The sequence below is a fragment of the Acinetobacter sp. YH12099 genome (genome assembly GCF_013419195.1).
In the GTDB taxonomy this organism is placed as follows: domain Bacteria; phylum Pseudomonadota; class Gammaproteobacteria; order Pseudomonadales; family Moraxellaceae; genus Acinetobacter; species Acinetobacter towneri.
Genome location: NZ_VPAP01000012.1, coordinates 66,456 through 87,575, shown reverse-complemented (window position 1 = coordinate 87,575; position 21,120 = coordinate 66,456). Strand labels below are relative to the sequence as shown.

The window sequence follows — 21,120 nt, the reverse complement described above, 5'->3', positions numbered from 1 at the left end:
CTTTCCGCTTCAAATGCCTAAACCCTAAATCATTGACATAATTCCAGACGAAGTTCACTTCTGATGCTAGTTGGTCTAACACCTTGCAATGTTTGTCTTTTATACGTAATTTAAGGGTTTTCATGTACTTATATTAACAATCAAAACTCAAGGAAAATAGTCCTTAGTTAAATCAAACGACACTTTATGTCGTGTCGCTTATATCTCTGACCTGAAGGACAGAGTTTTACGCTCCATTTGATAAAAAAGCCATGATCAACATGGCTTTCAATGTTCCTAACGCAGGATGATAAACAGATTATAAATAATCGCCTTCACGCTCTGGCTGATACAAAATCTTCTCAATTTTGACTTTCATCATATGACCATCGGGCTGTGGCCATTCAATTTCCTGACCTTCAGCTAAACCTAAAATGGCAGTCCCGACAGGTGCAACCACATTCACCTGCCCTTTCTCACCTTTAAAGTCATGCGGATAAACCAAGGTAATTTCAGTCGGTTCTTTTGCAGGTGCAATGGTAATCAATGCGCGGGCATTCATGCTCACCACATTATTCGGTACATCTTGTGGCGCAACCACTTCAGCACGTGCCAATTCATCTTCTAGATGTTGCATCGTTGGCGTCAATTTAGGTTGATGCTCAAGCATCGTTTCCAAACGGTGCAAATCTTGTTCTGAAATAATAATCTTTGGTCTAATCATTTACTTTTATTCCTGTCATTCCGACAATACTGTCATCATCAGCTTGCCTACAATCATATTCAATACGCTTAAGTTATAACAGAAATTCAGCTTATTGAACGAAAAATCAATTTTTTACATCCATAAAAAAAGCCCCCTTGAGGGGCTTTTCTCAAGGCTGTGCTTATTTTGCGTAAACTGGGAATTTCGCGCAAACAGCTTCAACTTTTGCTTTTACAGTATTAATTACAGCTTCGTCACCTTTGCTGTCAAGAATGTCTGCAATCCAACCTGCAAGATCACGTACTTCTGCTTCACCAAAACCACGTGTAGTTACCGCTGGAGTACCGATACGGATACCAGAAGTTACAAATGGAGAACGTGGATCGTTCGGTACAGAGTTTTTGTTTACAGTAATGTGCGCAGCACCTAACCATGCATCTGCATCTTTACCTGTAATATCTTGCTTGATTAAAGAAAGCAAGAACAAGTGGTTTTTCGTACCACCAGATACTACATCATAACCACGTTCAATAAGAACTTCAGCCATCGCTTGCGCATTTTTAACAACTTGTTGTTGATACGCTTTGTATTCAGGCGCCATTGCTTCTTTAAAACAAATTGCTTTTGCTGCAACTGCGTGTACCAATGGACCACCTTGGTTACCAGGGAACACAGCAGATTGTAATTTTTTCTCGATCTCTTCGTTTGCTTTCGCAAGAATTAGACCAGAACGTGGACCACGCAATGTTTTGTGTGTAGTAGTAGTCGTTACGTCAGCAATTTGCACAGGGTTCGGATATACACCAGCAGCCACTAGACCTGCTACGTGTGCCATATCTACAAATAAATAAGCACCAACTTTGTCTGCGATGTCGCGGAAACGCTGCCAATCTACAATTTGGCTATACGCAGAGAAACCCGCAACAATCATGCGTGGTTTGTGTTCAAGCGCTAAACGCTCAACTTCTTCGTAATCAATTTCGCCAGTTTCTGGGTTTAAACCATATTGGATAGCGTTATATGTTTTACCTGAGAAGCTTACTTTTGCACCATGAGTCAAGTGACCACCATGTGCCAAGCTCATACCTAACACAGTGTCGCCTGGGTTAAGTAAAGCTAAGTAAACTGCAGAGTTTGCTTGTGAACCAGCGTGTGGTTGAACGTTAGCATAATCTGCACCAAAGAGTTCTTTAGCACGGTCAATCGCCAATTGTTCAATAATATCTACGTATTCGCAACCGCCGTAGTAGCGTTTGCCTGGGTAGCCTTCTGCATATTTATTGGTAAGTTTTGAACCTTGAGCTTCCATTACTGCAGGTGAGCAGTAGTTTTCAGAAGCAATTAACTCAATATGAGCTTCTTGGCGCGCATCTTCATTGGTGATCGCTTGAGCTAATTCTGGATCAAATTCGGCAATAGAAATATTGGCAAACATTAGCGAGGTCCTATTAATTTAGGGCTTTTAAGCCGTGCTAAGATTGGCGCGTATTGTAGCATAAAGTTTGTGAACTGAGAGAATGAACTTTGCTCAGTTTTACATAAAAATAGCTCATGTTTCAGATAAAACACGAGCTATTTTAGGTCAAATCAATCTTTATCGTAATTCAACAACTTATTGAATAGGCATTAGTGATTGAACATCTTTGACAATCTCATCCATATTATTCACATACACAGTACCATGGTTCCATTTTTGCTCTACAGGTAAATCCTGATCAGTGACGTAATGAATTTTAGTTCCCATCCCTTGAGCTGACTGAACCAAGTAATCCGTGACTTGTTTCGGTACAGTTGGGTCAGCCGTTCCTTGATAAATAAATATAGGCGTACTGATTTTCACTTTTAATGGCTGTGAATCATTGGTTAAGAAATCTTTAACTTCAGGGATGGTCGTCATGAAATTTGGTTGAGTACGTGGATAACCATCCAATGTTCCATACGTCTTTACATGCGTTAGCATTGACTGAGCCATACTCTCACCTAATGCCTCATAACAGATAGACTCTGCCTGAGCAGCAAGTTGATCTGTTGGTCACACAAATATTTCAGAATATTGCAAGGTTGGAGCAGTATTTCTTAGCCCCGCAGCAATTAGAGCAGTAAACGTATCTAGTGGCACAAGTGTCTGTGCTTTCTTTATTACATCTGGCTCTTGAGCCGCTTTTTGTTCACCACCCGCCAATACCAACGCTAAATTTGATGCAGGTGCGATAGCTATGGCACCCTTATAATTTAACTGCGCCCGCGATGCATACTGTGCTGCACCTAAAGCCGCATGTCCACCCTGTGAATGTCCAACTACACTCCATCGCGTTTCTGCAGTATTACCCAAAAGCTTGCTTGCAGCGACAACAGCATCTGTAATCGAATAAGCTGCACTTTTTAAATTCAAGAATGGATGTAATTCTTTACCACTCGGTTCGCCTAAACCTTCGTAGTCGGGTGCAACAACGGCATAACCTGCTGCCAATAGTTTAGCAATGAAGTACTCATTTCCATTTAAACCTTGACGACTTGGTGCACACGCATCTGCCACGCCTGTTGTGCCATGTGCCCAAACTACAAGTGGCCATCCGCCCGTAGGTTTAACTGTTTGAGGGGTAAAAACAAGTGCAGTTGCTTGAGTTTCCCGTCCATTTACACCTAACATTTTATATGTCATCAATGTTTTAGATGAACTCACTGCATTTAAAAGATTATTCGCATTTTCACCCTGATCCCGATAAAGCTCTGTTTTCACGACTGAGGCACTAAAATTATATTTCGGAATACCATCCTCAACAACCACAACACTCGTATCGTCATGATCATCATTACAGGCGGTTAAAAACAAACTGCTGCTGGCCAAAGCCACGCTTAACCATATTTTTTTCATTTGCTTACCCTTGTCTTCATATTCTTATTAATTGCATCCTTCGCAATCTTTATTTGTACGCTTTTTTATCGTATCAGGCAAGATTTCAACAATTAATATGCAAGTGTATTTTATTTAAAATTAAACACTTACGGTAAAAATCAGTAAATTGATCACATATACAAGTGCCTATTAAATTTCAATTCAATTTGTCATACGCAGCGGCTAATGTTAGATTGCATTTTTATTGAATGACGCAAGCGAATCAGGACATGCAGGCAATTATTCTCGACACTGAAACCCATACTTTAAATGGACAACCCATTGAGATTGCCTACGCCCCCATTCAAATTCAAGATGGCAAAATCAGTCTAGATAAAAGTCAAATTTTCGATCAGTTATATCAAGTCGATGAGCCAATTTCATTCACAGCGATGGCGGTACATCATATTTTAGAATCAGATTTAATTGATCAACCGCATTACAGTAGTTTCGAATTACCTGCCGAAACCACCTATATTATTGGGCATAATATTGATTACGATATTCGCGCTTTAGAAAAATGTGGTGTGGATACTTCTAAAATTAAAGCCATTTGCACTTTAGCACTTGCACGTCGTGTATGGCCGAATGCTGAAGCACACAATATTTCAGCTTTAATTTATATGATTACCAAAGGCAGCGAAAAAGCGCGTGATATGATTAAAAAAGCGCATCGTGCCGATATGGATATTATTTTAACGGCCAATATTTTGATGCACGAAGTTCATCAATTACAAATTCAAAGTATTGAAGAACTCTACACTGCCTCAGAAGAAGCACGTATTCCACAAATTATCAATTTTGGTAAACATCGTGGTACGGCAATTGCTGACCTTCCTGCCGATTATGTGCAATGGTTATTAAGACAAGAAGATTTAGATCCTTACTTACGCAAGGCGCTCGAAAATACCAGTATTTTGACTTTATAAATGTTTCAAGTGAATCTTATTGCATTTACCTGTCATAAATTATTCATATTATTGTAATTTTCAAAGTCTATGCTTTGCCTTAATTTATTGGGGAAATAAATTAAGGCTCATGTTTAATTATCAAAAAACTCAACTCGGTCTAGATGCATTACAACAGCGCACACGTGATTTAAATGCACGTCAACGTCGTTTATTGGTACTGATTGGTACTGAAGATTTTGATTTACTCGGAGATCAGTTCAAGCAACGTCTTGCACCACCTGAATTGATTGAACAGCTATTAGATATGCACCTGATTGCCCCTGCTGCGCTTGAGCAAGACACTTTGCAACACCAAGAGCAAACGGCTAACATTCTGCTGCAACAAGAGCAAGAGCTATCATCTACCACTTTACACACAGAAATTCATAGCCAACTTGCAAGCAGCACCCCGCAAGCGCATGCTGAAAGTTTGGCAGAACCAATCCACACCCAACATCTTCAAGTAAATTCAGTTCCTGCATATTTAGAAGCACGTGTTGCAGCTGCCATCAATACAGAACAGCCCGCTGAACAACCTGAACCCCAAGCAGAAATACAGCCTGAAATTACCGCTTTGAGTTTTGAAGATGTAAAATTTCTCATGATGGATACTTTGCAGCGTCATTGTGGATTAATGGCAAAACAACTGATTCAGCGAATTTTACAAGCTCAGGATATTCGCAGCTTAAAACTCTGCCAAATGCAATGGATTACCTCTTTACAAGAAACTCGTTTACCACCGAAAGCACTCAATCAGATTTTGCAGCAAATCAACCACTCTCTGCAAAAGCTTAATCCGACTTAAAGCTTAGATTTTTTTACTTAGTTTTAAGTCTTTTTAACAATTAAAACCATGCTCAGGGACATATGGATTAATTTATTTTTATTACTTTTCAACACCTTAAAAACACATATAAACCTTAGATCCATTATTCCTATAAAAGCTAAGACTTTAGCGGCATAGCCCCGACTGATAAAAATCAGCGATATAGTATTTTCTAGAATTGTTGAGGCACAGGGTTATGATGAATTATGCATTTTTTTTAGCGTTTGATGCTTATGACAATCCAATGCAACTCAGTAAAGTTGGCAATTGGGTGATTACCTTTTTAAGCCCAAAAGATCAGGAAAGCCAAATACAGTTAGCGATTACCAATGTGTTGCCGCGTCAAATTTCAGCACATTTACAACCGCGACGCATAGTGATTCAACAAAGTACAGATGCCCAGCTCTGGCAAATCTTGCAAATTGAATGTTTTGATAGTCAAACCAATCAAGAGTTGAGTTTTCAACCCGATGATGACATTGGGCAAGCGGTCATTCAAAAAATTATTCAAGAGTTTGATAAATACGATGTAAATATCCAACTTGTAGAAGATCAGACGGTTTAAAGCGATATGTTTTACACTTAATGAGCACTTTATTTACGTGTGCTTTAAAAATCCTGCGCACAAAAAAGCTCATCGAAATGAGCTTTTCTAAAAATAAAGTAGTCTCACAAATATTTACTCCAACACACGGAAAATACTATCAGACTCGCGGCTTTCAAACAAAAGTTCGATGCTTGGTAAAATCACTTCACCTTCCACAATAATGTGTTCAATTTTGTGAAATAGTGCCAAACCCGCTGCCAATGAAGTTTCTGGGATATTACGTAGCAATGCTTTTGCTTCGTAAATATGGCTAAACTGGTCTTTAACTTTAATATCGATGATTTGCGTCATTGTTGTTCCCTTTTTCTTGACGGAAATTTTTTATACCATAGCTTATAAATTTTTTAAAAAAGTGAGTTGTTAGATTGTTTGACAATGTAGTATTTTTTTAAACTAAATTTAAATTATCTAATAAATTCAAACACATATTTTTTAAAATTTTATTTACAACTTACAAAACCACAGTAAATTTGCTTGTTTTTCATTCTAGCACAGAAAAAACTCGCATTGCTGCGAGTTTTTTATGTTGGAAGGCTAGTGCTGATTTTATTGTTTGAACAAGAGTTACAAACTCAACGAGCTGTCATTGATCCGTCCAACTGCATCGTAGCGTCTATTACATTGAATGACCTACTGTAGTTTTAATATAGTGAAACTTATTTTTTGCTGCAATAGCCCACTACATTTCAACACATTCACACAGCAAAATTTCAATTGATTTAATTTTCAGTTACGGCATAATTTTATGCGGTTAAAAGCTCCAGCTTTGCGATTAGCTTCTGCATAACTTGGCGATACTTTCAAATAATAAGAAGTCGACGATTATTCAATTAACTCAATTTCATAATCAACATCTTGCAGCATATCTTTATTGTATAGCTTTACCATTGCTGTTGCTTCAGCATAATCGTAGAACAAACCTTCTGCGACGGCTTTACTGCGAAATTCCGTGGTACCAATTTCATTATCATGCGGAACAAAATATAAGTTTTCTGGAATGAGTTTAACGATATAGCCCACGAAGCTGCCCTCAGATTTTTCAGTTTTAAAATATGTGAGTTTTATATGCTGAAAAACGTGATCAGGCTATGGCAAATAAGATCGAATGTTTATCTTAATTTTTTATATACTTTTCAACTATTTTTTATATTACAGTTCAATGCTTATATACTAATTTGGTGCGCTCAGCGGGCACTTTCAGAAATTTAAGGTTTTCTTACTATTCATTACTTTTGCTTATTTTTCCTTTGTTTTTATAACTTTAAGTCTATCCAAACAATTAAATAGTTTAATGTTTTCTTATTATTCCTTACTATTCCCTATATATTGATTACGCCAAAATTACGCCAAGACTTATTGAGAGAAAACTATGGCCACCTTTAGACAAAGGGGTGATGCTTGGCGAGCAGAGCTTAGTGTGAATGGTACTCGGGAAAGTGCGACATTCGACACTAAGACTCAAGCTCGCGCGTGGGCATCAAAACGTGAAACTGAATTGAGAGAGTTATCACGCGGAAAGCTACCTGATTATACATTAAATTGTGCAATTGAAAGATACATTGCAGAAGTGTGCCCAAAACACAAAGGTTGTGATGCTGAAATTAAGCGATTCAAAGCATTTCAGAAAAACTTCCCTAAACTATGCAAAAAGCACATTGCCAAGCTCACAACGGATGACTTTGTGGTGTGGCGTGATACTAGGCTAAAAACAGTCAAGCCTGCTTCGGTTAGGCGTGAAGGAAATATACTGTCAGCTTTGTTTACAGTAGCGCGTACAGAATGGAAGTGGGTGTATGAGTCACCAATGAGTGATTTAAAGATGCCGCCACCGCCCGCACACCGTGATAGACGAATCGCAGAAGATGAAATTGATCGGCTTTGCCTTGCTGCCGACTTCAACAATCAAACACCTGAAAATTTTACTCAACAAATTATGATTGCTTTTCTTTTAGCGATTGAAACAGCGATGCGGGCTGGTGAAATTCGTGGACTAACTTGGGATCGGGTTTATTTAAAAGATAGGTATGTCACGCTTGATGAAACAAAGAATGGTACAAAGCGACACGTTCCACTTTCCAAGCGTGCTGTTGAACTGCTTGAATTAATGAAGGGAATAGGTAGCCATAACGTATTTACTGTGAAAGATGCTAGTTTTGATACGCTTTGGCGAAAGTTGCGAGATAAGTGTGAAATTGAGGATTTGCATTTTCACGACTCAAGACATGAAGCATGTACCAGACTCGCAAGAAAGCTTGAAGTTTTGGACTTGGCAAGAATGATTGGTCACAAAGATTTACGCAGTTTGATGGTTTACTACAATGCCACAGCAAGCGAGATTGCAAACCGATTGGATTAGCTTTAGCCGCATTTTCATGTATCCTAAAACAGCAAACCCAAACACGTCTTGTTGCGTAGGGTTTGCGCCAATGCCCTCACTTGAGGGCTTTCTTATACGCATTACCAAGCTTCACATCATAAGCATTTCTAGCATAAGCGGGACCGTTGTAGCCACGTGCAAATGCTTTCCAATCTTTGTTTTTTAGTGCATTTACTAAGCCATTCACTTTAATGAAACGACACATTGCTTCAAGCTGTGATGCTTCGTCACGATACATTGCATTGATGAAGTTCTGCAAAGTTGGATAGCCTAAAGCTTTCCAGTGATAACCCATCACTTGACCAATACCCCATGATGCCGACTCTAAAGCCGACTCACGGTGATATTGAGCAGCAGCATTCAAGCGTCCGTGCTGAGCTGAATATAAGCCATAATTGCCCATAGTTTTATTGCACAGGTCAGGACGTTCTCGCATGGCCTTGTCTGCTGTTGCTGCTTTACCGTTTGCAATTAGTCGCTGCCGAAATACATGGCGCTCAAACAGAATCACTGGTGTGCCATCTACATTAAAGCCTGAGCCCTTGCATTCAACTTCAATAACAGCTTTTAATGCTGCGACTTCGATACCGAGTTTTGAGGCCTGTGCTTGAATCTGTGCTTCAGTTAATTTCTTGCTCACTTACCACCCCCGATAATCGCAACGAAAGCGGCTTTCACTTCAGCAATAACTTCTGCTAATGATTTACCATGCATGAGTGCGATGGATTGATAAACAATACCGATGGCCAACAATCCGAATACAGCAAAAATCAGCATCACAAAGCCTTGCGCCATGTGTGAGTAATTGTTTAATTCGTAGTATTCAATGAATGCAGCACCGCCATATAAACTGACCGACACACTAAATAAGAACTTGCCGATCACACCAAGCGTGACCTGAATTTTCCCGTCTTTATCAATATCCCCGCTAAGCACTAAAGCAAGGATTGCCCCCACAACTGCTGGAACTAATTTAATGACCCACGGTAACGTGTTTTCTTGCATTGTCTTTTCTCCAGACATAAAAAAACGCCCCTTCGGACGCTTGCTTCAATTTAAATTTTTACACTTCAATCTGTACTACATCACCGCTTGCCGCCAAGCGTTTAATCTCCCCATTTGAAATAAAAACCGTTGAACCGACGTTGTAACGGGTGGTGCTGGTGCACATGACTAAGCCCGACCCATCCACAACTAAAACTTTATAATTCGGATGATTTTCATGCGTGATTTGCCCCACAAATTCAGGCGCTTTGGGCATTAAATCAATCAACCGCTGCAGTGCATTACTCACGATTCACACGCTCCACTTTGACAGTTTGGTTCACCTTTGCATGGCTGAATGACACGCTGACACTTTCAACAATACCCCACCACTGGGCATTAAATGCAAAAACTTCGCCTGGTGCACATTCACCAACCTCTGTAGAAATTGGCATGGTCAATGTGTGTGTTTCAACCATGCCTGCTTTGGCTAGTTTGGCTTTGCCGAAAGCGCCCATGCTTACGACATCAAACAAAGGATTGTTTTCAGGTGGCAATAGCACGTCTGCTGCGGTACCCGTGCGTTTGACTTGCGCTTGCTTGCCCGTTCTATCGTTTGTCAGTGTGATGCCGTTGTAATCAGGATACAACTCATAGTCTGTAGACTGGCTTGTTACCAATGAATCAGGCACCAAGCGGTCATAGTCATCAACCGTGAACGTATCCCAAAATGTCTTTTTATAAAGCGGCTTGATTGAAAGTGTATTACTACCCTTTTCGCTATAAATAAAACCACCGCCACTTTCTGCAATCAGTTTAATGGCTGCGATAGGCGCAAGATTTGAATAACTTAAGCTGTTGTTTGCTACGATCCAGCCTAAGTCATCAATCAATTGCCAATTTAATACCGTGTCGCTAAAAACACGGTCTAATTCAGCTTGAGCAAGTTGTACCGATGTGCGCTCATTCTCTTGTAAAAACGAGCGTAAAGGCGCATACGGTGCATCAAGTAAAGCGGTTTGACTGCGACCTGTGAGCACATAAGTTATATTGCCAAAATTGCGTGAACGTGTGCGATTCTCAAGTAGCATGTGATGCTCATGCCCATTGACAAGAATTTTAAGAATTACAGGCTGTCCATTGATTGGCTCAAGCTTTGCAATTTCAGTATTCGGCACAGTTAAGCTATACGACCAAGCCCAGCTGCCGCGGTCAGTACGATAATTACCGTCATACACTAAAATTTCTGCATCATTATCAAGCCGTGTCACAGATAAACTATTCAAGATATACCACCAGTTTTGATTTGGAATTGCGGGAATACAGTCATCAACCCCAAAGTTTAAAATGACGTTATGCGCATCAACTTCATGACATAAACAAACGAAATTTAAATCACCTGTGCCTTCATATTGCGTTAATTCAGGTTGTGGCCAAGGTTGAATTGGATGCTTACGATAATGAATCGCCTTGGCTTTTTCCCAAGCTAAATCATCCGTCGTGACAAGCTCTAAGCCCTTATCCCATTCAAACGTGAAATGCTTTTCAAAGACGTGTGCCACTTCATGCGCATACGTGATATTGCGACGCTTACGAATCATTTCGTGCCAGTCTGTGACTCGATTGATACGCAGCTTTAGCGTTTCATCAAATAAGTAGCTTTGATGAATGAATCGCTTATCGCCTGTTTGCCATACCAAATACGCATCAGTCTGCAGGCCACTGGCTTTTTCATGCTCAATTCGGACTGCTTGTGTAAGCGAATCAGACTGATCAAAACCCGCCATAGCTTGCTGACTGAGCACTAAACCTTGGTCATAAAAAAGAGCCTCATTTGAGACTCTTAAAATTGGTTTGGCCCACGGTATTTCCGTGACGCTTAATGCAGCGATTGCTTTTTTATAACTGGCATCAAAGGCATAAGACACCCCGACGATGTGATTAATATCGAATACAGCCTCAACTTGAAACTGAAATGCGGTATCTAAAACAGTATCAATCGTGCATAGGTTTTCAGCGAATTCAGCAACAATTTCAAAGCTAAAACTGGTGTCTAGGACGGTATCAATCTGCCCAATGACATCAATATTGTCTTTAAAGACTGCGACAACTTCAAAGCTAAACTCAGTATCTAGTACCGTATCTATGGCTGCGGTATTTACACCGCTGTCGGCATAAATTGCAGTGACTTCAAAACTAAAATCAGTCTCTAAAACCGTATCAACAACTGCAGATACATCATCACCAAAATTGAGATTAGTCGAGCCATCGGCTAGATGCTCAAAATTGAGAATAATGTTATGACTATCGGTATTTTCAGGCTTGAAGTTTAGGTTTAGGTTGTGCGCATCAACGGTGCCGAGCTTATTTTTAAAATCCACATGAGCACCCTTTTAAGTTACGGTCTGAGTTTGATGGACTGAATAAACAGCGTACCACCAAAAGCCAAATTGGTATTGGCAAGCGCAATATCAGTACCCACAGTTAGATCCGCTGCCACTTCACCCGCACCGTTATATATCCGTGCCCAAGCTGCAGTACCGCCTTTAATAACGGAGCCTGTATCGGTTGGATGAAACTCAACATAGGTGGCTGTAGTTTCTTTAATACAAGGCTCAGGAAAAACCAAAGTGACTAAAGCATTGTTTGAATCTGCTGCAACAGCAGGACTGGCAGGTTGTGCGCCTTGATAAAAAATAACGGTAGCACTTTGGCTACCGCTATCCATAAAATTTGCAAAGGCTTGAATCATGGCAAGCCGAGCTTTGACTGATGTTTTACTCATTTTGGCACCACGTTGTCCTGAATAACTGCGTTGTATTGTTTAGTTGAATCAAAAGCAACAAGAAAACAATCAAGTGAATTATTTAACCCGTAGATTTGATAATTTCCGTCCGCATCAGGCTTTCTAACTGCAAGCGGTTGTAAATTTGCCTTGTTGTATAAAGCCACCAAACAGTTTTTATACTTTTCACCCAGTTTTTTGGTTGATCCCTTGATGCTTGCAACCGTGTTTTTTGAGCCAAAACCAACCTCTAAAAGCAAATTAGAGTGTTTAGCTACTTGTCTACCCAATGGTTTCACTGAAGCTCTCCTAGATAGTAGTAAACAAATGCGGTTGGTTGTTGATAGTTTGCGCTATCCGCAATGTATATGCTATTGCCCGATATAATTGGAGTTGTACTGCTAAGAGAACGCGACCTCATGGCGAAACAAATGTGCTTACAAGACCCCCTCGCAAAACCAGCATCATCATAAATCGGAATTTCAAGTGCGGGAACATCAGAGTTCGGCGCAATTGAATCTTGCCCTGAAAAATAATTAGGCATAATAGGGTTTAAGTATGTGTGGTTTTTAACCAATAAATCCACCGATACTGTTAATATTTTTGATGGGGCTGTGGCTATAAAAAAAGGAGTCCCACCAATAAAACTAGAATCTCTTATCATATAGTTGGATTGCGCTGCGTGGGTGTGCAATGTGGTTGCTAGAAACCAATTTAAAGAGTTGCTATCAGCATTATTAAACACACCACATCCACGGATAACTTTCTGTTGTGCGTTTGATGCTAAACTGTTCTGAAGATAGAATGCGTCTTTATCACCAATTAATGTGAAGTTTCTATTAATGGTAATGGGGGTGTTTGCATCATTCATCCAATCATTTAAGTTTGAGCTTGTTGCCCAATACCATTTTGACCATCCCCTTACAACACTGCCCCCTGTTCCTGTTATCTTCCAATTCCTTGCAGGGTTTGTTGAATTAAAAGGCAACTGCCGTACATCTGGATTCTCGTAATCATCAATGTGCGCCATGTTTTCAAGCAACCCAACCATTGCGGATTTTGCGTAGCTTGAAGCATAAACACCACTTGTACCATCTGGGCTTGTAAGTGATTCATCCACACGAATAAACGGATGCTGTGCCGTTGGATTTTTTGCACGATAAACACGCTTAACATCGTTTGTATCACGAAAAATAATCTCATAACCAAGTGATGCTAATTTTCCAGAACCCATCGTTGCGATGCTTGTTTCAGCAATTGCGGTATGTGGTTTTAAAATCAACTCAGTTGCGCTTGGTACGCCTTTGATGCGGTATTTTTGATTCAGTGATACAGGGCTAAAACCCGACAATTCAACTACCTGAAATAGCATGGCCTTATGCGCTGCGTATAGTGTGATATGCACATCACCTTGAGCATCAATTGATGCTGCTGTGATTTGAGTAAAATCAACGCCTGTCACTAAAGCTTTATCAAGCAAGCGAATTAAATCACCCCAGTTATTACCAAGCACTAAGCCGTTTAAGTGGCTGAAGTATTGAACATCTACATCTGTCGCCATTTTTATTCACCCATAAAAAAGACCGCATAAGCGGCCATATTTGATTTAAATTTTAAATTACTCGGTCAATGTCACCGCGTAGCATGATCTGGAATTGATCTGACATAACAGTTGGCTCAGATTGCTTCACTGTACGAATCACCCAAACGGGAAAGTTTGCGGCTACAGTATTAAAGCGTAGTACGTTACCGCTTGCCCAACCTGCACCCCAACCTTCTTTTTTCACTGTGAAATATGGCAAGCCAGTCACAGGATTAATTGGAGCAAAGTCAGCATTTACGCTACCTGTGCCAATTTGCCCTGAGTATTCACCGACACAGCGGAAGTTTGTCACATCGGTAAATATCAGTGCCCAGCGTTCCTGAATAGCCCCTTTATTGGTGACAGTAATCGGATACAAAGCATCGTTGTAGTTGGCTGAAATACCCGCACCTGTGGCTTCATCTGCCCATGTGTTATTCCACGTTTGTTGCACAAATTTCCGTGTATAGCGCGACTGCATATCACCAATAACCAAAGCAGATCCAACAATCGTGTCTGCCGCATCGTAGTTATGAGTTAAAGGCTTGGTAAAGGTTAGCTGCCCGCTGATCTGCACATCACGAATTAAACCCATGTCTTGATAACGATATTTAGCAGTGAGTGGTGCAACCAATGTATTTAGTGAAAAATCACCGTTTAATGTGACTTTGCCGTAGTCATAATCGACCACATACATATCGAATGGCACTTTGGTGCCTTGACTGTCTTCTAACTCGCACCATGAAATACGCTGATCGTTTAAATCGTAGGTTTGACCAGCAATATGACTTGGCAATTCCTGTGTTTTGCTTGAGCTGACAATTCCAATGTCACCAACTCGGAAAATCGGCACACGACCATCGAGAGGCAAACGTGTTGCAGACAAACCGAGAATTTCAGAATCAAGCGGGATGTAGGTATAAGCAATGGCATTATAACGCACCGATGAACCATCGATCCAAACTGGTACGTTAATGTAGGTTTTTCCTAATTCCTCATACTCCATACGCACGTCATACCAATCTTTGGCGGTAATTTCTGCACGATTGGCTTCGGTAATTTCGGTTTTAGTGTAGAAATAAATATCCACAAAACCTGTAATGTGATTGATTTTGCCGTGTGCAAGACTTGTTTCAATCACCCCGTTTTCGTCAGTGGTTAGTGTCAATTGACCATGCTCTAATGATGCTACAACCACAGTCAAAGACTGCGGGCGTATTGGAATCACAGGCGTTCTAAAGCTGACCTGGTTCATCGGTGGCAAGTCAGTTGTAGTCGTGAGTGAATCCAGACGGACTGTGTTATCACCGTTTGGTGTCCATGACTCGATTTCAACCTGCCCTGTGCCGTATTGAATCGAACCAGACGCAATACCACTGTTATTTGATGGGTCTACATTGCGATAAAGCTGCCCATCACGATCTAAGAAGGTATCAGCACCAACTCTAAAGCGTGCTGAGCCTGTCAAAATCTGCTCGTCATAACCCGATGATAGGTCAAGTCGTAACTTATCAGCCACAGCTACCGTGGTGCTTGAATTAACACCTGCATCATCACGATATTTCACATTAATTGTGGTTTCGTTGTAAGCCCGAAAGGTTTGTATGGTGCCACTAATTTGGGATGTAACTGGAGAATAAAAAGCCATTTAGATCACCTTTATGCAGACGCATAAGTTGCGTTAAATCGAGCCTCATAAACAAGACTGAATGTTTGGAATGTTGTGGTTGGTGTTACTGTGCATTCCCCCGTCTCATAATTGATCGTGCCTTGAATATTCCCATAACGATCAATTAGGTGTCCGCTGCTTTCATTTATCGGGTCATCTGTAATTTCCACATAAAGTGTATTTAGACCCGATATATCTGTTACTGGAATGCTTAGCTCTACGCTACTCGGCTGAATGCTTGAGCCTGTACCAATTGTGAACGTCAATACCTGGTCTCCAGCAGGAACAACAGTCTTTGACTGACTGAGCTGCGTGCCATAGTTATAGGTGATGTTGAACTGGGTATTTTTCTGCGGCAGCTTGTTTGGAATAATCCGCCCTTTGCCTGTGGCATATTTGATATAACCCGTTGCATCACCCACAAATAAGCCCTTGGAGTTACTGGAAGCTGTTTTAGTGACTCCATCGAGCAGCCAAGTCACCGTAACACCTGATGCCACCCCTACACGGCCAAGGTCAATGTCAAAGCCTGCTTTCTCTACATGCAAACCTGCACGCACGAAAGTTGCAATCGGTGTGCCCCAGTGTGCCAAAATTGGCGTATCCACATCAGGCAATGCACCTGTGGTCAGCAAGAATGAACCTGTTTCATAGTTAATCATGCCTGAGCCAAACGAACTGTGAACACCCTTTAACTGACCCGAACCATCATCTTTCAACTCGTAGAACTTGCCTTGTGACATATACGAAAGCGTCAGGCTACCCGGTGCAGGAATTGGAATTAAAACGCCTGTCCAGTTGGTGCTTTGGCTGTTTTGCGTCACAGGAATGGCATAGCTTTGAAAATATTGTCTTGGCGCAGCAGCAGGCGTAAAAGTGATTTCTAAGGTGGTCGAGCCAGTGCCTGCAGCAGAAGTCCATTGTATTAAGCCACGCTGATAATCAATCGTACCGACTTGTGTGCCTTGGCTGTTTTTAAGCAAGCCGCCTTGGTCGCTCACAGGCTGACCAAACAGCGTAAACGCAATGCTTGAGGGCATTACGCTCGAACCTAAATACAAGTTTTGACTGACGCCCACAGTGGTTGGGAAATTTGCAGTAATGGTACCGTCGTTACCCGGTACCAAAATAACGCTCTCACCCGCCGCGTTCACATCAACAATCGGGGTTTCAGTCTGTGCAGATGGAATCAACTGTGTGAACATGCTAGACGCATTCACAGTGAACTCACCTACTTGCGCATCCGATGCCAGTTTTACCGATGCACAATATTCACCTGTATCTGCAACCAATGATTCACGAATGATGGTTTTAGATGGTGTGTTGCCACCGTACCACTGTCGTGCTGTTAGTCCGACAAAATCACGCTCAAGTGGGTCATTAATCGTGTACGTGGCAATCTTGTATTCCACGTTTTTATTATCAACCACCATAATCGCAATGCGTGTTTCAACTTTAGTGATACGCACATACTGCTCAAATTGAACCGCCTTGCCTTCGTCACTAACTAAAACAATTGTGTCACCTACACTGGATTCAGCCTCTTGCGGGAACATCGCCACTTGCAACTGCTTCATGCCTTGCCAGTGCGTATCTAATGGAGTACCAGCAATTTGCCCACCTTTGGCCAAGTAATTTTCTACACGGTTTTGGGCGCTACGGCGTTCATCTGTCCAGTTTTTTGTACTGAATAGTAAAGCCGATACGTTTGGATCCTGCGGGTTTTCAGAGATGAATACCGTTGCACCCATCAATGAGTCTGTATCTTCTGTAATCACGGCAGGAAAGATTTTACGCATGGATACGTCACCCATCGTCCTATCCATTTCCGACACGTCATTGAACAAGTTATTACTTTGGCCATCCACGATGACCTGACCTGAATATTTTCCGCCACCATCGTCTGTGTCAGTTAATCGCTCCGATTTATAGAGCACCAAGTCTTTTGTTTCAATTGCCATTATTCGCTCCAAAATCTTAGCGTTAAACGCATCATTTCATCTGAACTGGTCGCTGGTGAACCCCACACGCTGACCGCTTCCAGTGCTGTGTCTTGATGATTAAAAATCACATCAAATTGTCGATTGTCATGTGGCCATTCAAACTGCAAGCGAAACTTCTCGCTTAAAGCCGACCATTCCTGTAGCTTGCGCACATCACTTAACTTTGCCCAACCACGATTGCTGTCGGGCGTTAAAGTGATAGGGCGAGCACCGACTTTGATGCCTTCCTGAATAATGGCCGCACCACTAATAGCACGTTCCACGGTTTGCTCTTTAGGCTTCCATTCAAATTCATCAGACCATAAAAAACCGTCTTCTAATGAGACGGTTTCGGATGTTGCTAAGCGTATTAATTTCATCACATTGCCTTTTTCAGCATTTCAAATTCACGCAAGATGCTTTCCATTGTGTCTCCATCTTCCTGTGAGCCTTGCATTTCAAAGCGTTTGCCGCCTGATACAAACTCAAAGCGCACGTTTTTGGTTGGTGCATCATTCTGCAGATCGCGAATTTTTGGTTCAGAAATATTAGGTACATAGTCATTGACCTTTGGCGTGCTGCCCGTACTTCTCACATCAAGATTACGCAGTAATTCATTAATCTTGTTTGTACCGTGCTGTGTCGTTAAGCCTTTCGCTGCAGCGTTATTAAATTCTTGCTCGATGAGTTTATTCATGGCCAAGTTACCGCCTTTGCCGTATGCAGCAAATTTGGCATCACGATCTGTAGCCATGGCTTGTGACCAGATTGACCCTGCCAATTTCTTAGCCTGATCTTCACTGTATCCCATGCTTTTAATCTGAGAAATTACATCGTTCTTGCTCATGGATTGATAGCCTGAGATAGCCGCGCTTAAACCTTTGGACTGACGTTTCATTTCAGCATCCCATTTCTGAGCCGCTTCCTGAGATGCCTTATTCCATGCGATTTGCGCTGCATTGGCTTCTTCGCGTGCAATCTGCCCTGCTTCACGATAACCATCACCAATACTGCGTGCTGATTCACGTACACGGTGGTTAGCTTCGGTTAATTCATCCATCGCTTTAACAGAGGCTTTGCCTGTTTCGTCGATTTCGACGCGCAGATCACGACCTGCACCTGCAGCATTAGCCGATGCAATTACTGCTTGATCGCCTGATAAGGCAGCCGCTTGTGCTGCTTTCTCATAAGCCTTTTGAATGCCTTCTGCCGTAGCCTGACCACTATCACGGATAGTGATGTAATCCATCAATGCCTGTTGTGCAGACAGTTTAAGATTCTCTTTGGTCTCAATCCCTAATCGCTTAAAAGCAGCCGTTACAGGATCAATATCATCTGGTAAGCCTTGGGCTTGATGCTTAATTGCAATCAGACCTTGTTCAACCTGCGAAGTTGATATCTTGCCTTGTTCGCCAAACTGCTCAAGCTTGGCTTTAGCCATATCAATTTCAGCTTGGCTTTTGGCAGTTTCCAACCATTTGAGCCATGCCTCATAGGTAACACTTCCAGCTTTTTCGCCCGTGACACCCAAATCCTCAAGACCAGCAGTAAAGTTGTTTAACTGCCCCTCTGATTCTTTGAATTTGGCTGAAACGCGGTTGAGTGAAACGTCTAAATCCAAACCCAATGCTGCTGCGGCTTTACGCGCCTTGTCTGCAGCATTTGCGTTTTCTTCAGCACCTTCAGCAGCCGCGTCCCAAGCTTCAACACTGACCTTGCCAGCCTCATTCATTGTGACGATATAGCCTTTCGTCATCAGATCGGCTTGCATGGTGCCATCCATTGCACCGCCATTGGCTCTAATCGCTGCCTCTGCGTAATCCTGAACGGCTTTTAGCTTTTCTTGCTCGGTTGCTTTCTTGCCATCAGCTTCAGCAGTCTGATCTGCTAAAAGTTTTTCAAGCTTAGCTTTGGATGATGTAACCGACTCAGCATCTTTTTCAGTTTGGGTTTTACTAATTTCCTCAATCGCAGCTATGCTTTTAGATTTAAAACCTTGTGCATCCCTATCCGCTTCTGCATAGTATTCTTTAGCCTTTTGCTTCATTAAATCAGCATTGGCTGCAAACTGTTTGCTTAAGTCACCCCAAGTCAAGGCTGCAAGTACGCTATTTGCCGCACCTGCTAAATCAAAAAATGCACCTGTTAAAAGCTTGACCCAGATTTTAATGCCTGACGCCGCGTCAGAAATGACGCCGAACGCTACTGAAAGACCTTGAAGCACACGTTCTAAAAAGCTGACTTGTTCGCCTGCTTCTGTAACTTCACCAGTCAATGATGATAAAATAGACAATGCAGTTGATAGGCTTGTGCCCAATACATCTGCAACCGTTTTACCTAAATCAAACAACGTCACCACAACATCTTTAATGGCATCGTATGCACTGCTTAAAGCATCTTTAAGGCTTACCCATACAGATGGATCGATTTTTTTAAGTTGGTCGCCAACCCAAATAAAACCATCGCCCAAATCATCAATAAGGGCTTCAACAATCCCCATATTGTCAGCAATCACAACAAGCCATTCAGCTACAGTAGCACTGGCACCATTCGCCTGATCCATTGTGCCAATCAGAATTTGCCAACTTGTTTGGATGCGCTGTAAAGCATTACCAATAGTTGTTGGGAATTGGTCATAAGTCGATTGGACTTGTGCGGCTTGGCTTTGCAGCGCCTTTGCTACACGCTCGGAAGTTAGCTCTCCATTTTCAGCCATTTTTCGGAGTTCACCTGTAGTGACTCCCAAGCCTTTAGCTAGCGCCTCAGCTAAGCCATAGCCGTTTTCCATGATTGAGTTAAATTCTTCACCACGCAAAACACCGCCTTGCATGGCTTGAATAAACTGGGTAATTGCTGCTTCACTGGCTTGGGCTGAACCACCACCAATCTGAATTGCTTGCGTAACAGTCTTGGTTAGGTCTAACGCTTGTTGCTGCGTCATACCCATTTCTTTGCCAACTGCGTCAATACGAGTGAATAAGTCACCAGTCGCTTGCAGACTTGAATTTGTGGCTAAGGCAACCTGATGCACGCCAGCCATTGCTGATTCAAAGTTACCGCCATCTTTGGTGGCAATCTGAATGCGTGCAGAAAGTCCAGTGTATGCGTCAGCGGCTTCTGCTAATTCACGCAAACCTAGCCCAACACCTAATGCAGCCATAGCACCAACAAGTGCATTAACTGCAAACTTAGCGCCATCTAAGCCTTTTTTAGCCGATGTTGCTGCTGAGTCTGTTTCTTTAAGTTGAGTGTTTGCTCTGCCGACTTCTGCCTGAAAGTCGTTAAATGCTTGGTCAGCCTGTTGAACTTCTTTTTCAAGTTGGTCTACTTGGCGTTGTGCAACTTCAATGTCTGCAGGTGATGCATTGGAATTGGAAAACTCTTGCAGCTTCTTTTTAGCACTTGTTAAGTCAGCTTTTAATAAATCTAAAGCCTTGTGTGATTTGTTACCAAAATCCGTGAAGTTGTCTGCAGTAGATTTTGCATTTTCCCCTGCATTTTTAATAATCTCGGTGGCACTGGATAATGATTTAGTTAAGCCTGCAGCTAACTCACTCGTGCCTTTTGGGATGATATTCCCAAGCTCTTTTGCAGCTTCAGCCGAGCTTTGTTTTAACTTATCAGACTCGGTTTTGATTGCATCAAATACTGACTTTGCGACACTTTCAGATTGTTTTACACCGCTAACAAAACCTTTGCTGTCAGCGTCCAAGATAAGTTTAAAAGTTAAATTTTTTGACATGCTGACCTCAAATTTTAGGCATTAAAAAACCCACC

General features: G+C 41.7%; 19 protein-coding genes and 2 pseudogenes. 4 read left to right on the top strand and 17 right to left on the bottom strand.

The features are described 5' to 3' along the window. The 4 genes and pseudogenes from FTU39_RS08995 to FTU39_RS08980 form a co-directional block, all read right to left on the bottom strand. A pseudogene (locus FTU39_RS08995) lies at positions 1-124 on the bottom strand (RNA-guided endonuclease TnpB family protein); the annotation flags it as partial. A 174-nt stretch (positions 125-298) separates the two neighbouring features. Further along, positions 299-703 carry a nucleoside diphosphate kinase regulator gene (rnk, locus tag FTU39_RS08990; RefSeq protein ID WP_004972920.1) on the bottom strand — a complete coding sequence of 135 codons (405 nt, stop codon included), beginning with the start codon at positions 701-703 and terminating at the stop codon, positions 299-301. A gap of 163 nt (positions 704-866) precedes the next feature. Then, a complete protein-coding gene (gene glyA, locus FTU39_RS08985) occupies positions 867-2,120 on the bottom strand; it encodes a serine hydroxymethyltransferase (RefSeq protein WP_019836649.1) in 1,254 nt (417 codons plus the stop codon). 177 nt (positions 2,121-2,297) lie between these two features. Beyond that, a pseudogene (locus tag FTU39_RS08980) lies at positions 2,298-3,560 on the bottom strand (alpha/beta fold hydrolase). A gap of 251 nt (positions 3,561-3,811) precedes the next feature. Between FTU39_RS08980 and FTU39_RS08975 the strand changes: the two are divergent. From FTU39_RS08975 to FTU39_RS08965, 3 genes are all read left to right on the top strand, one after another. Then, positions 3,812-4,510 carry an exonuclease domain-containing protein gene (locus FTU39_RS08975; RefSeq protein ID WP_180052070.1) on the top strand — a complete coding sequence of 233 codons (699 nt, stop codon included), beginning with the start codon at positions 3,812-3,814 and terminating at the stop codon, positions 4,508-4,510. Positions 4,511-4,619: 109 nt separating this feature from the next. Continuing rightward, positions 4,620-5,336 carry a hypothetical protein gene (locus FTU39_RS08970; protein WP_180052067.1) on the top strand — a complete coding sequence of 239 codons (717 nt, stop codon included), beginning with the start codon at positions 4,620-4,622 and terminating at the stop codon, positions 5,334-5,336. 217 nt (positions 5,337-5,553) lie between these two features. After that, positions 5,554-5,922, top strand: a complete 369-nt coding sequence (locus tag FTU39_RS08965; RefSeq protein ID WP_004972910.1) for a hypothetical protein — start codon at positions 5,554-5,556, stop codon at positions 5,920-5,922. A 114-nt stretch (positions 5,923-6,036) separates the two neighbouring features. Here FTU39_RS08965 and FTU39_RS08960 read toward each other — a convergent pair whose 3' ends face one another. Both FTU39_RS08960 and FTU39_RS08955 read right to left on the bottom strand, forming a co-directional pair. After that, positions 6,037-6,255: a hypothetical protein gene (locus FTU39_RS08960; RefSeq protein WP_004972907.1), complete on the bottom strand. Its 219-nt coding sequence runs from the start codon at positions 6,253-6,255 to the stop codon at positions 6,037-6,039. Between the two features lie 531 nt (positions 6,256-6,786). Beyond that, positions 6,787-6,984, bottom strand: a complete 198-nt coding sequence (locus FTU39_RS08955; protein WP_004972905.1) for a hypothetical protein — start codon at positions 6,982-6,984, stop codon at positions 6,787-6,789. A gap of 349 nt (positions 6,985-7,333) precedes the next feature. On the opposite strand from FTU39_RS08955, the gene FTU39_RS08950 reads away from it, so the two are divergent. Beyond that, the gene (locus tag FTU39_RS08950) at positions 7,334-8,320 is read left to right on the top strand and encodes a site-specific integrase (RefSeq protein ID WP_180052066.1); all 987 of its coding nucleotides are present in this window, start codon (positions 7,334-7,336) and stop codon (positions 8,318-8,320) included. A 76-nt stretch (positions 8,321-8,396) separates the two neighbouring features. Here the strand turns inward: FTU39_RS08950 and FTU39_RS08945 are convergent, their stop codons facing one another. Genes FTU39_RS08945 through FTU39_RS08895 form a run of 11 tightly spaced genes read right to left on the bottom strand, consistent with a single transcriptional unit; the run spans position 8,397 to position 21,085 of the window. Then, positions 8,397-8,981: an N-acetylmuramidase family protein gene (locus tag FTU39_RS08945; RefSeq protein ID WP_180052065.1), complete on the bottom strand. Its 585-nt coding sequence runs from the start codon at positions 8,979-8,981 to the stop codon at positions 8,397-8,399. After that, positions 8,978-9,346: a hypothetical protein gene (locus tag FTU39_RS08940; protein WP_180052069.1), complete on the bottom strand. Its 369-nt coding sequence runs from the start codon at positions 9,344-9,346 to the stop codon at positions 8,978-8,980. Before FTU39_RS08940 ends, FTU39_RS08945 begins: the two co-directional genes overlap by 4 nt. Positions 9,347-9,404: 58 nt before the next feature. After that, the gene (locus FTU39_RS08935) at positions 9,405-9,635 is read right to left on the bottom strand and encodes a hypothetical protein (RefSeq protein WP_045796833.1); all 231 of its coding nucleotides are present in this window, start codon (positions 9,633-9,635) and stop codon (positions 9,405-9,407) included. After that, positions 9,628-11,706 (bottom strand): hypothetical protein, encoded by a 2,079-nt coding sequence (locus tag FTU39_RS08930; protein WP_180052064.1) that lies wholly within the window; start codon positions 11,704-11,706, stop codon positions 9,628-9,630. The genes FTU39_RS08935 and FTU39_RS08930 overlap by 8 nt, the downstream gene beginning before the upstream one ends. 17 nt (positions 11,707-11,723) lie before the next feature. Beyond that, on the bottom strand, positions 11,724-12,110 hold the full coding sequence (locus FTU39_RS08925) for a hypothetical protein (RefSeq protein ID WP_180052063.1): 387 nt from the start codon (positions 12,108-12,110) through the stop codon (positions 11,724-11,726). Further along, positions 12,107-12,409, bottom strand: coding sequence for a hypothetical protein (locus FTU39_RS08920; protein ID WP_180052062.1), 303 nt, complete (start codon positions 12,407-12,409; stop codon positions 12,107-12,109). The genes FTU39_RS08925 and FTU39_RS08920 overlap by 4 nt, the downstream gene beginning before the upstream one ends. Continuing rightward, positions 12,406-13,671: a hypothetical protein gene (locus FTU39_RS08915; protein WP_180052061.1), complete on the bottom strand. Its 1,266-nt coding sequence runs from the start codon at positions 13,669-13,671 to the stop codon at positions 12,406-12,408. The genes FTU39_RS08920 and FTU39_RS08915 overlap by 4 nt, the downstream gene beginning before the upstream one ends. A 52-nt stretch (positions 13,672-13,723) precedes the next feature. Further along, a complete protein-coding gene (locus FTU39_RS08910; protein ID WP_180052060.1) occupies positions 13,724-15,340 on the bottom strand; it encodes a hypothetical protein in 1,617 nt (538 codons plus the stop codon). A gap of 11 nt (positions 15,341-15,351) precedes the next feature. Continuing rightward, positions 15,352-17,322, bottom strand: coding sequence for a hypothetical protein (locus FTU39_RS08905; RefSeq protein WP_180052059.1), 1,971 nt, complete (start codon positions 17,320-17,322; stop codon positions 15,352-15,354). Next, positions 17,322-17,723 (bottom strand): hypothetical protein, encoded by a 402-nt coding sequence (locus FTU39_RS08900; protein WP_075315823.1) that lies wholly within the window; start codon positions 17,721-17,723, stop codon positions 17,322-17,324. Before FTU39_RS08900 ends, FTU39_RS08905 begins: the two co-directional genes overlap by 1 nt. Continuing rightward, entirely contained in the window at positions 17,723-21,085 is a 3,363-nt protein-coding gene (locus tag FTU39_RS08895) for a tape measure protein (protein ID WP_180052058.1), read from the bottom strand. The genes FTU39_RS08900 and FTU39_RS08895 overlap by 1 nt, the downstream gene beginning before the upstream one ends. Positions 21,086-21,120: the final 35 nt, after the last annotated feature.

Coding starts and splice junctions, on each gene's coding strand:
- FTU39_RS08975 (WP_180052070.1), top strand. CDS start 3,812: ATGCAGGCAATTATTCTCGACACTGAAACCCATACTTTAAATGGACAA.
- FTU39_RS08910 (WP_180052060.1), bottom strand. CDS start 15,340: ATGGCTTTTTATTCTCCAGTTACATCCCAAATTAGTGGCACCATACAA.
- FTU39_RS08900 (WP_075315823.1), bottom strand. CDS start 17,723: ATGAAATTAATACGCTTAGCAACATCCGAAACCGTCTCATTAGAAGAC.
- FTU39_RS08905 (WP_180052059.1), bottom strand. CDS start 17,322: ATGGCAATTGAAACAAAAGACTTGGTGCTCTATAAATCGGAGCGATTA.
- FTU39_RS08960 (WP_004972907.1), bottom strand. CDS start 6,255: ATGACGCAAATCATCGATATTAAAGTTAAAGACCAGTTTAGCCATATT.
- FTU39_RS08915 (WP_180052061.1), bottom strand. CDS start 13,671: ATGGCGACAGATGTAGATGTTCAATACTTCAGCCACTTAAACGGCTTA.
- FTU39_RS08940 (WP_180052069.1), bottom strand. CDS start 9,346: ATGCAAGAAAACACGTTACCGTGGGTCATTAAATTAGTTCCAGCAGTT.
- rnk (WP_004972920.1), bottom strand. CDS start 703: ATGATTAGACCAAAGATTATTATTTCAGAACAAGATTTGCACCGTTTG.
- FTU39_RS08970 (WP_180052067.1), top strand. CDS start 4,620: ATGTTTAATTATCAAAAAACTCAACTCGGTCTAGATGCATTACAACAG.
- FTU39_RS08965 (WP_004972910.1), top strand. CDS start 5,554: ATGATGAATTATGCATTTTTTTTAGCGTTTGATGCTTATGACAATCCA.
- glyA (WP_019836649.1), bottom strand. CDS start 2,120: ATGTTTGCCAATATTTCTATTGCCGAATTTGATCCAGAATTAGCTCAA.
- FTU39_RS08925 (WP_180052063.1), bottom strand. CDS start 12,110: ATGAGTAAAACATCAGTCAAAGCTCGGCTTGCCATGATTCAAGCCTTT.
- FTU39_RS08895 (WP_180052058.1), bottom strand. CDS start 21,085: ATGTCAAAAAATTTAACTTTTAAACTTATCTTGGACGCTGACAGCAAA.
- FTU39_RS08950 (WP_180052066.1), top strand. CDS start 7,334: ATGGCCACCTTTAGACAAAGGGGTGATGCTTGGCGAGCAGAGCTTAGT.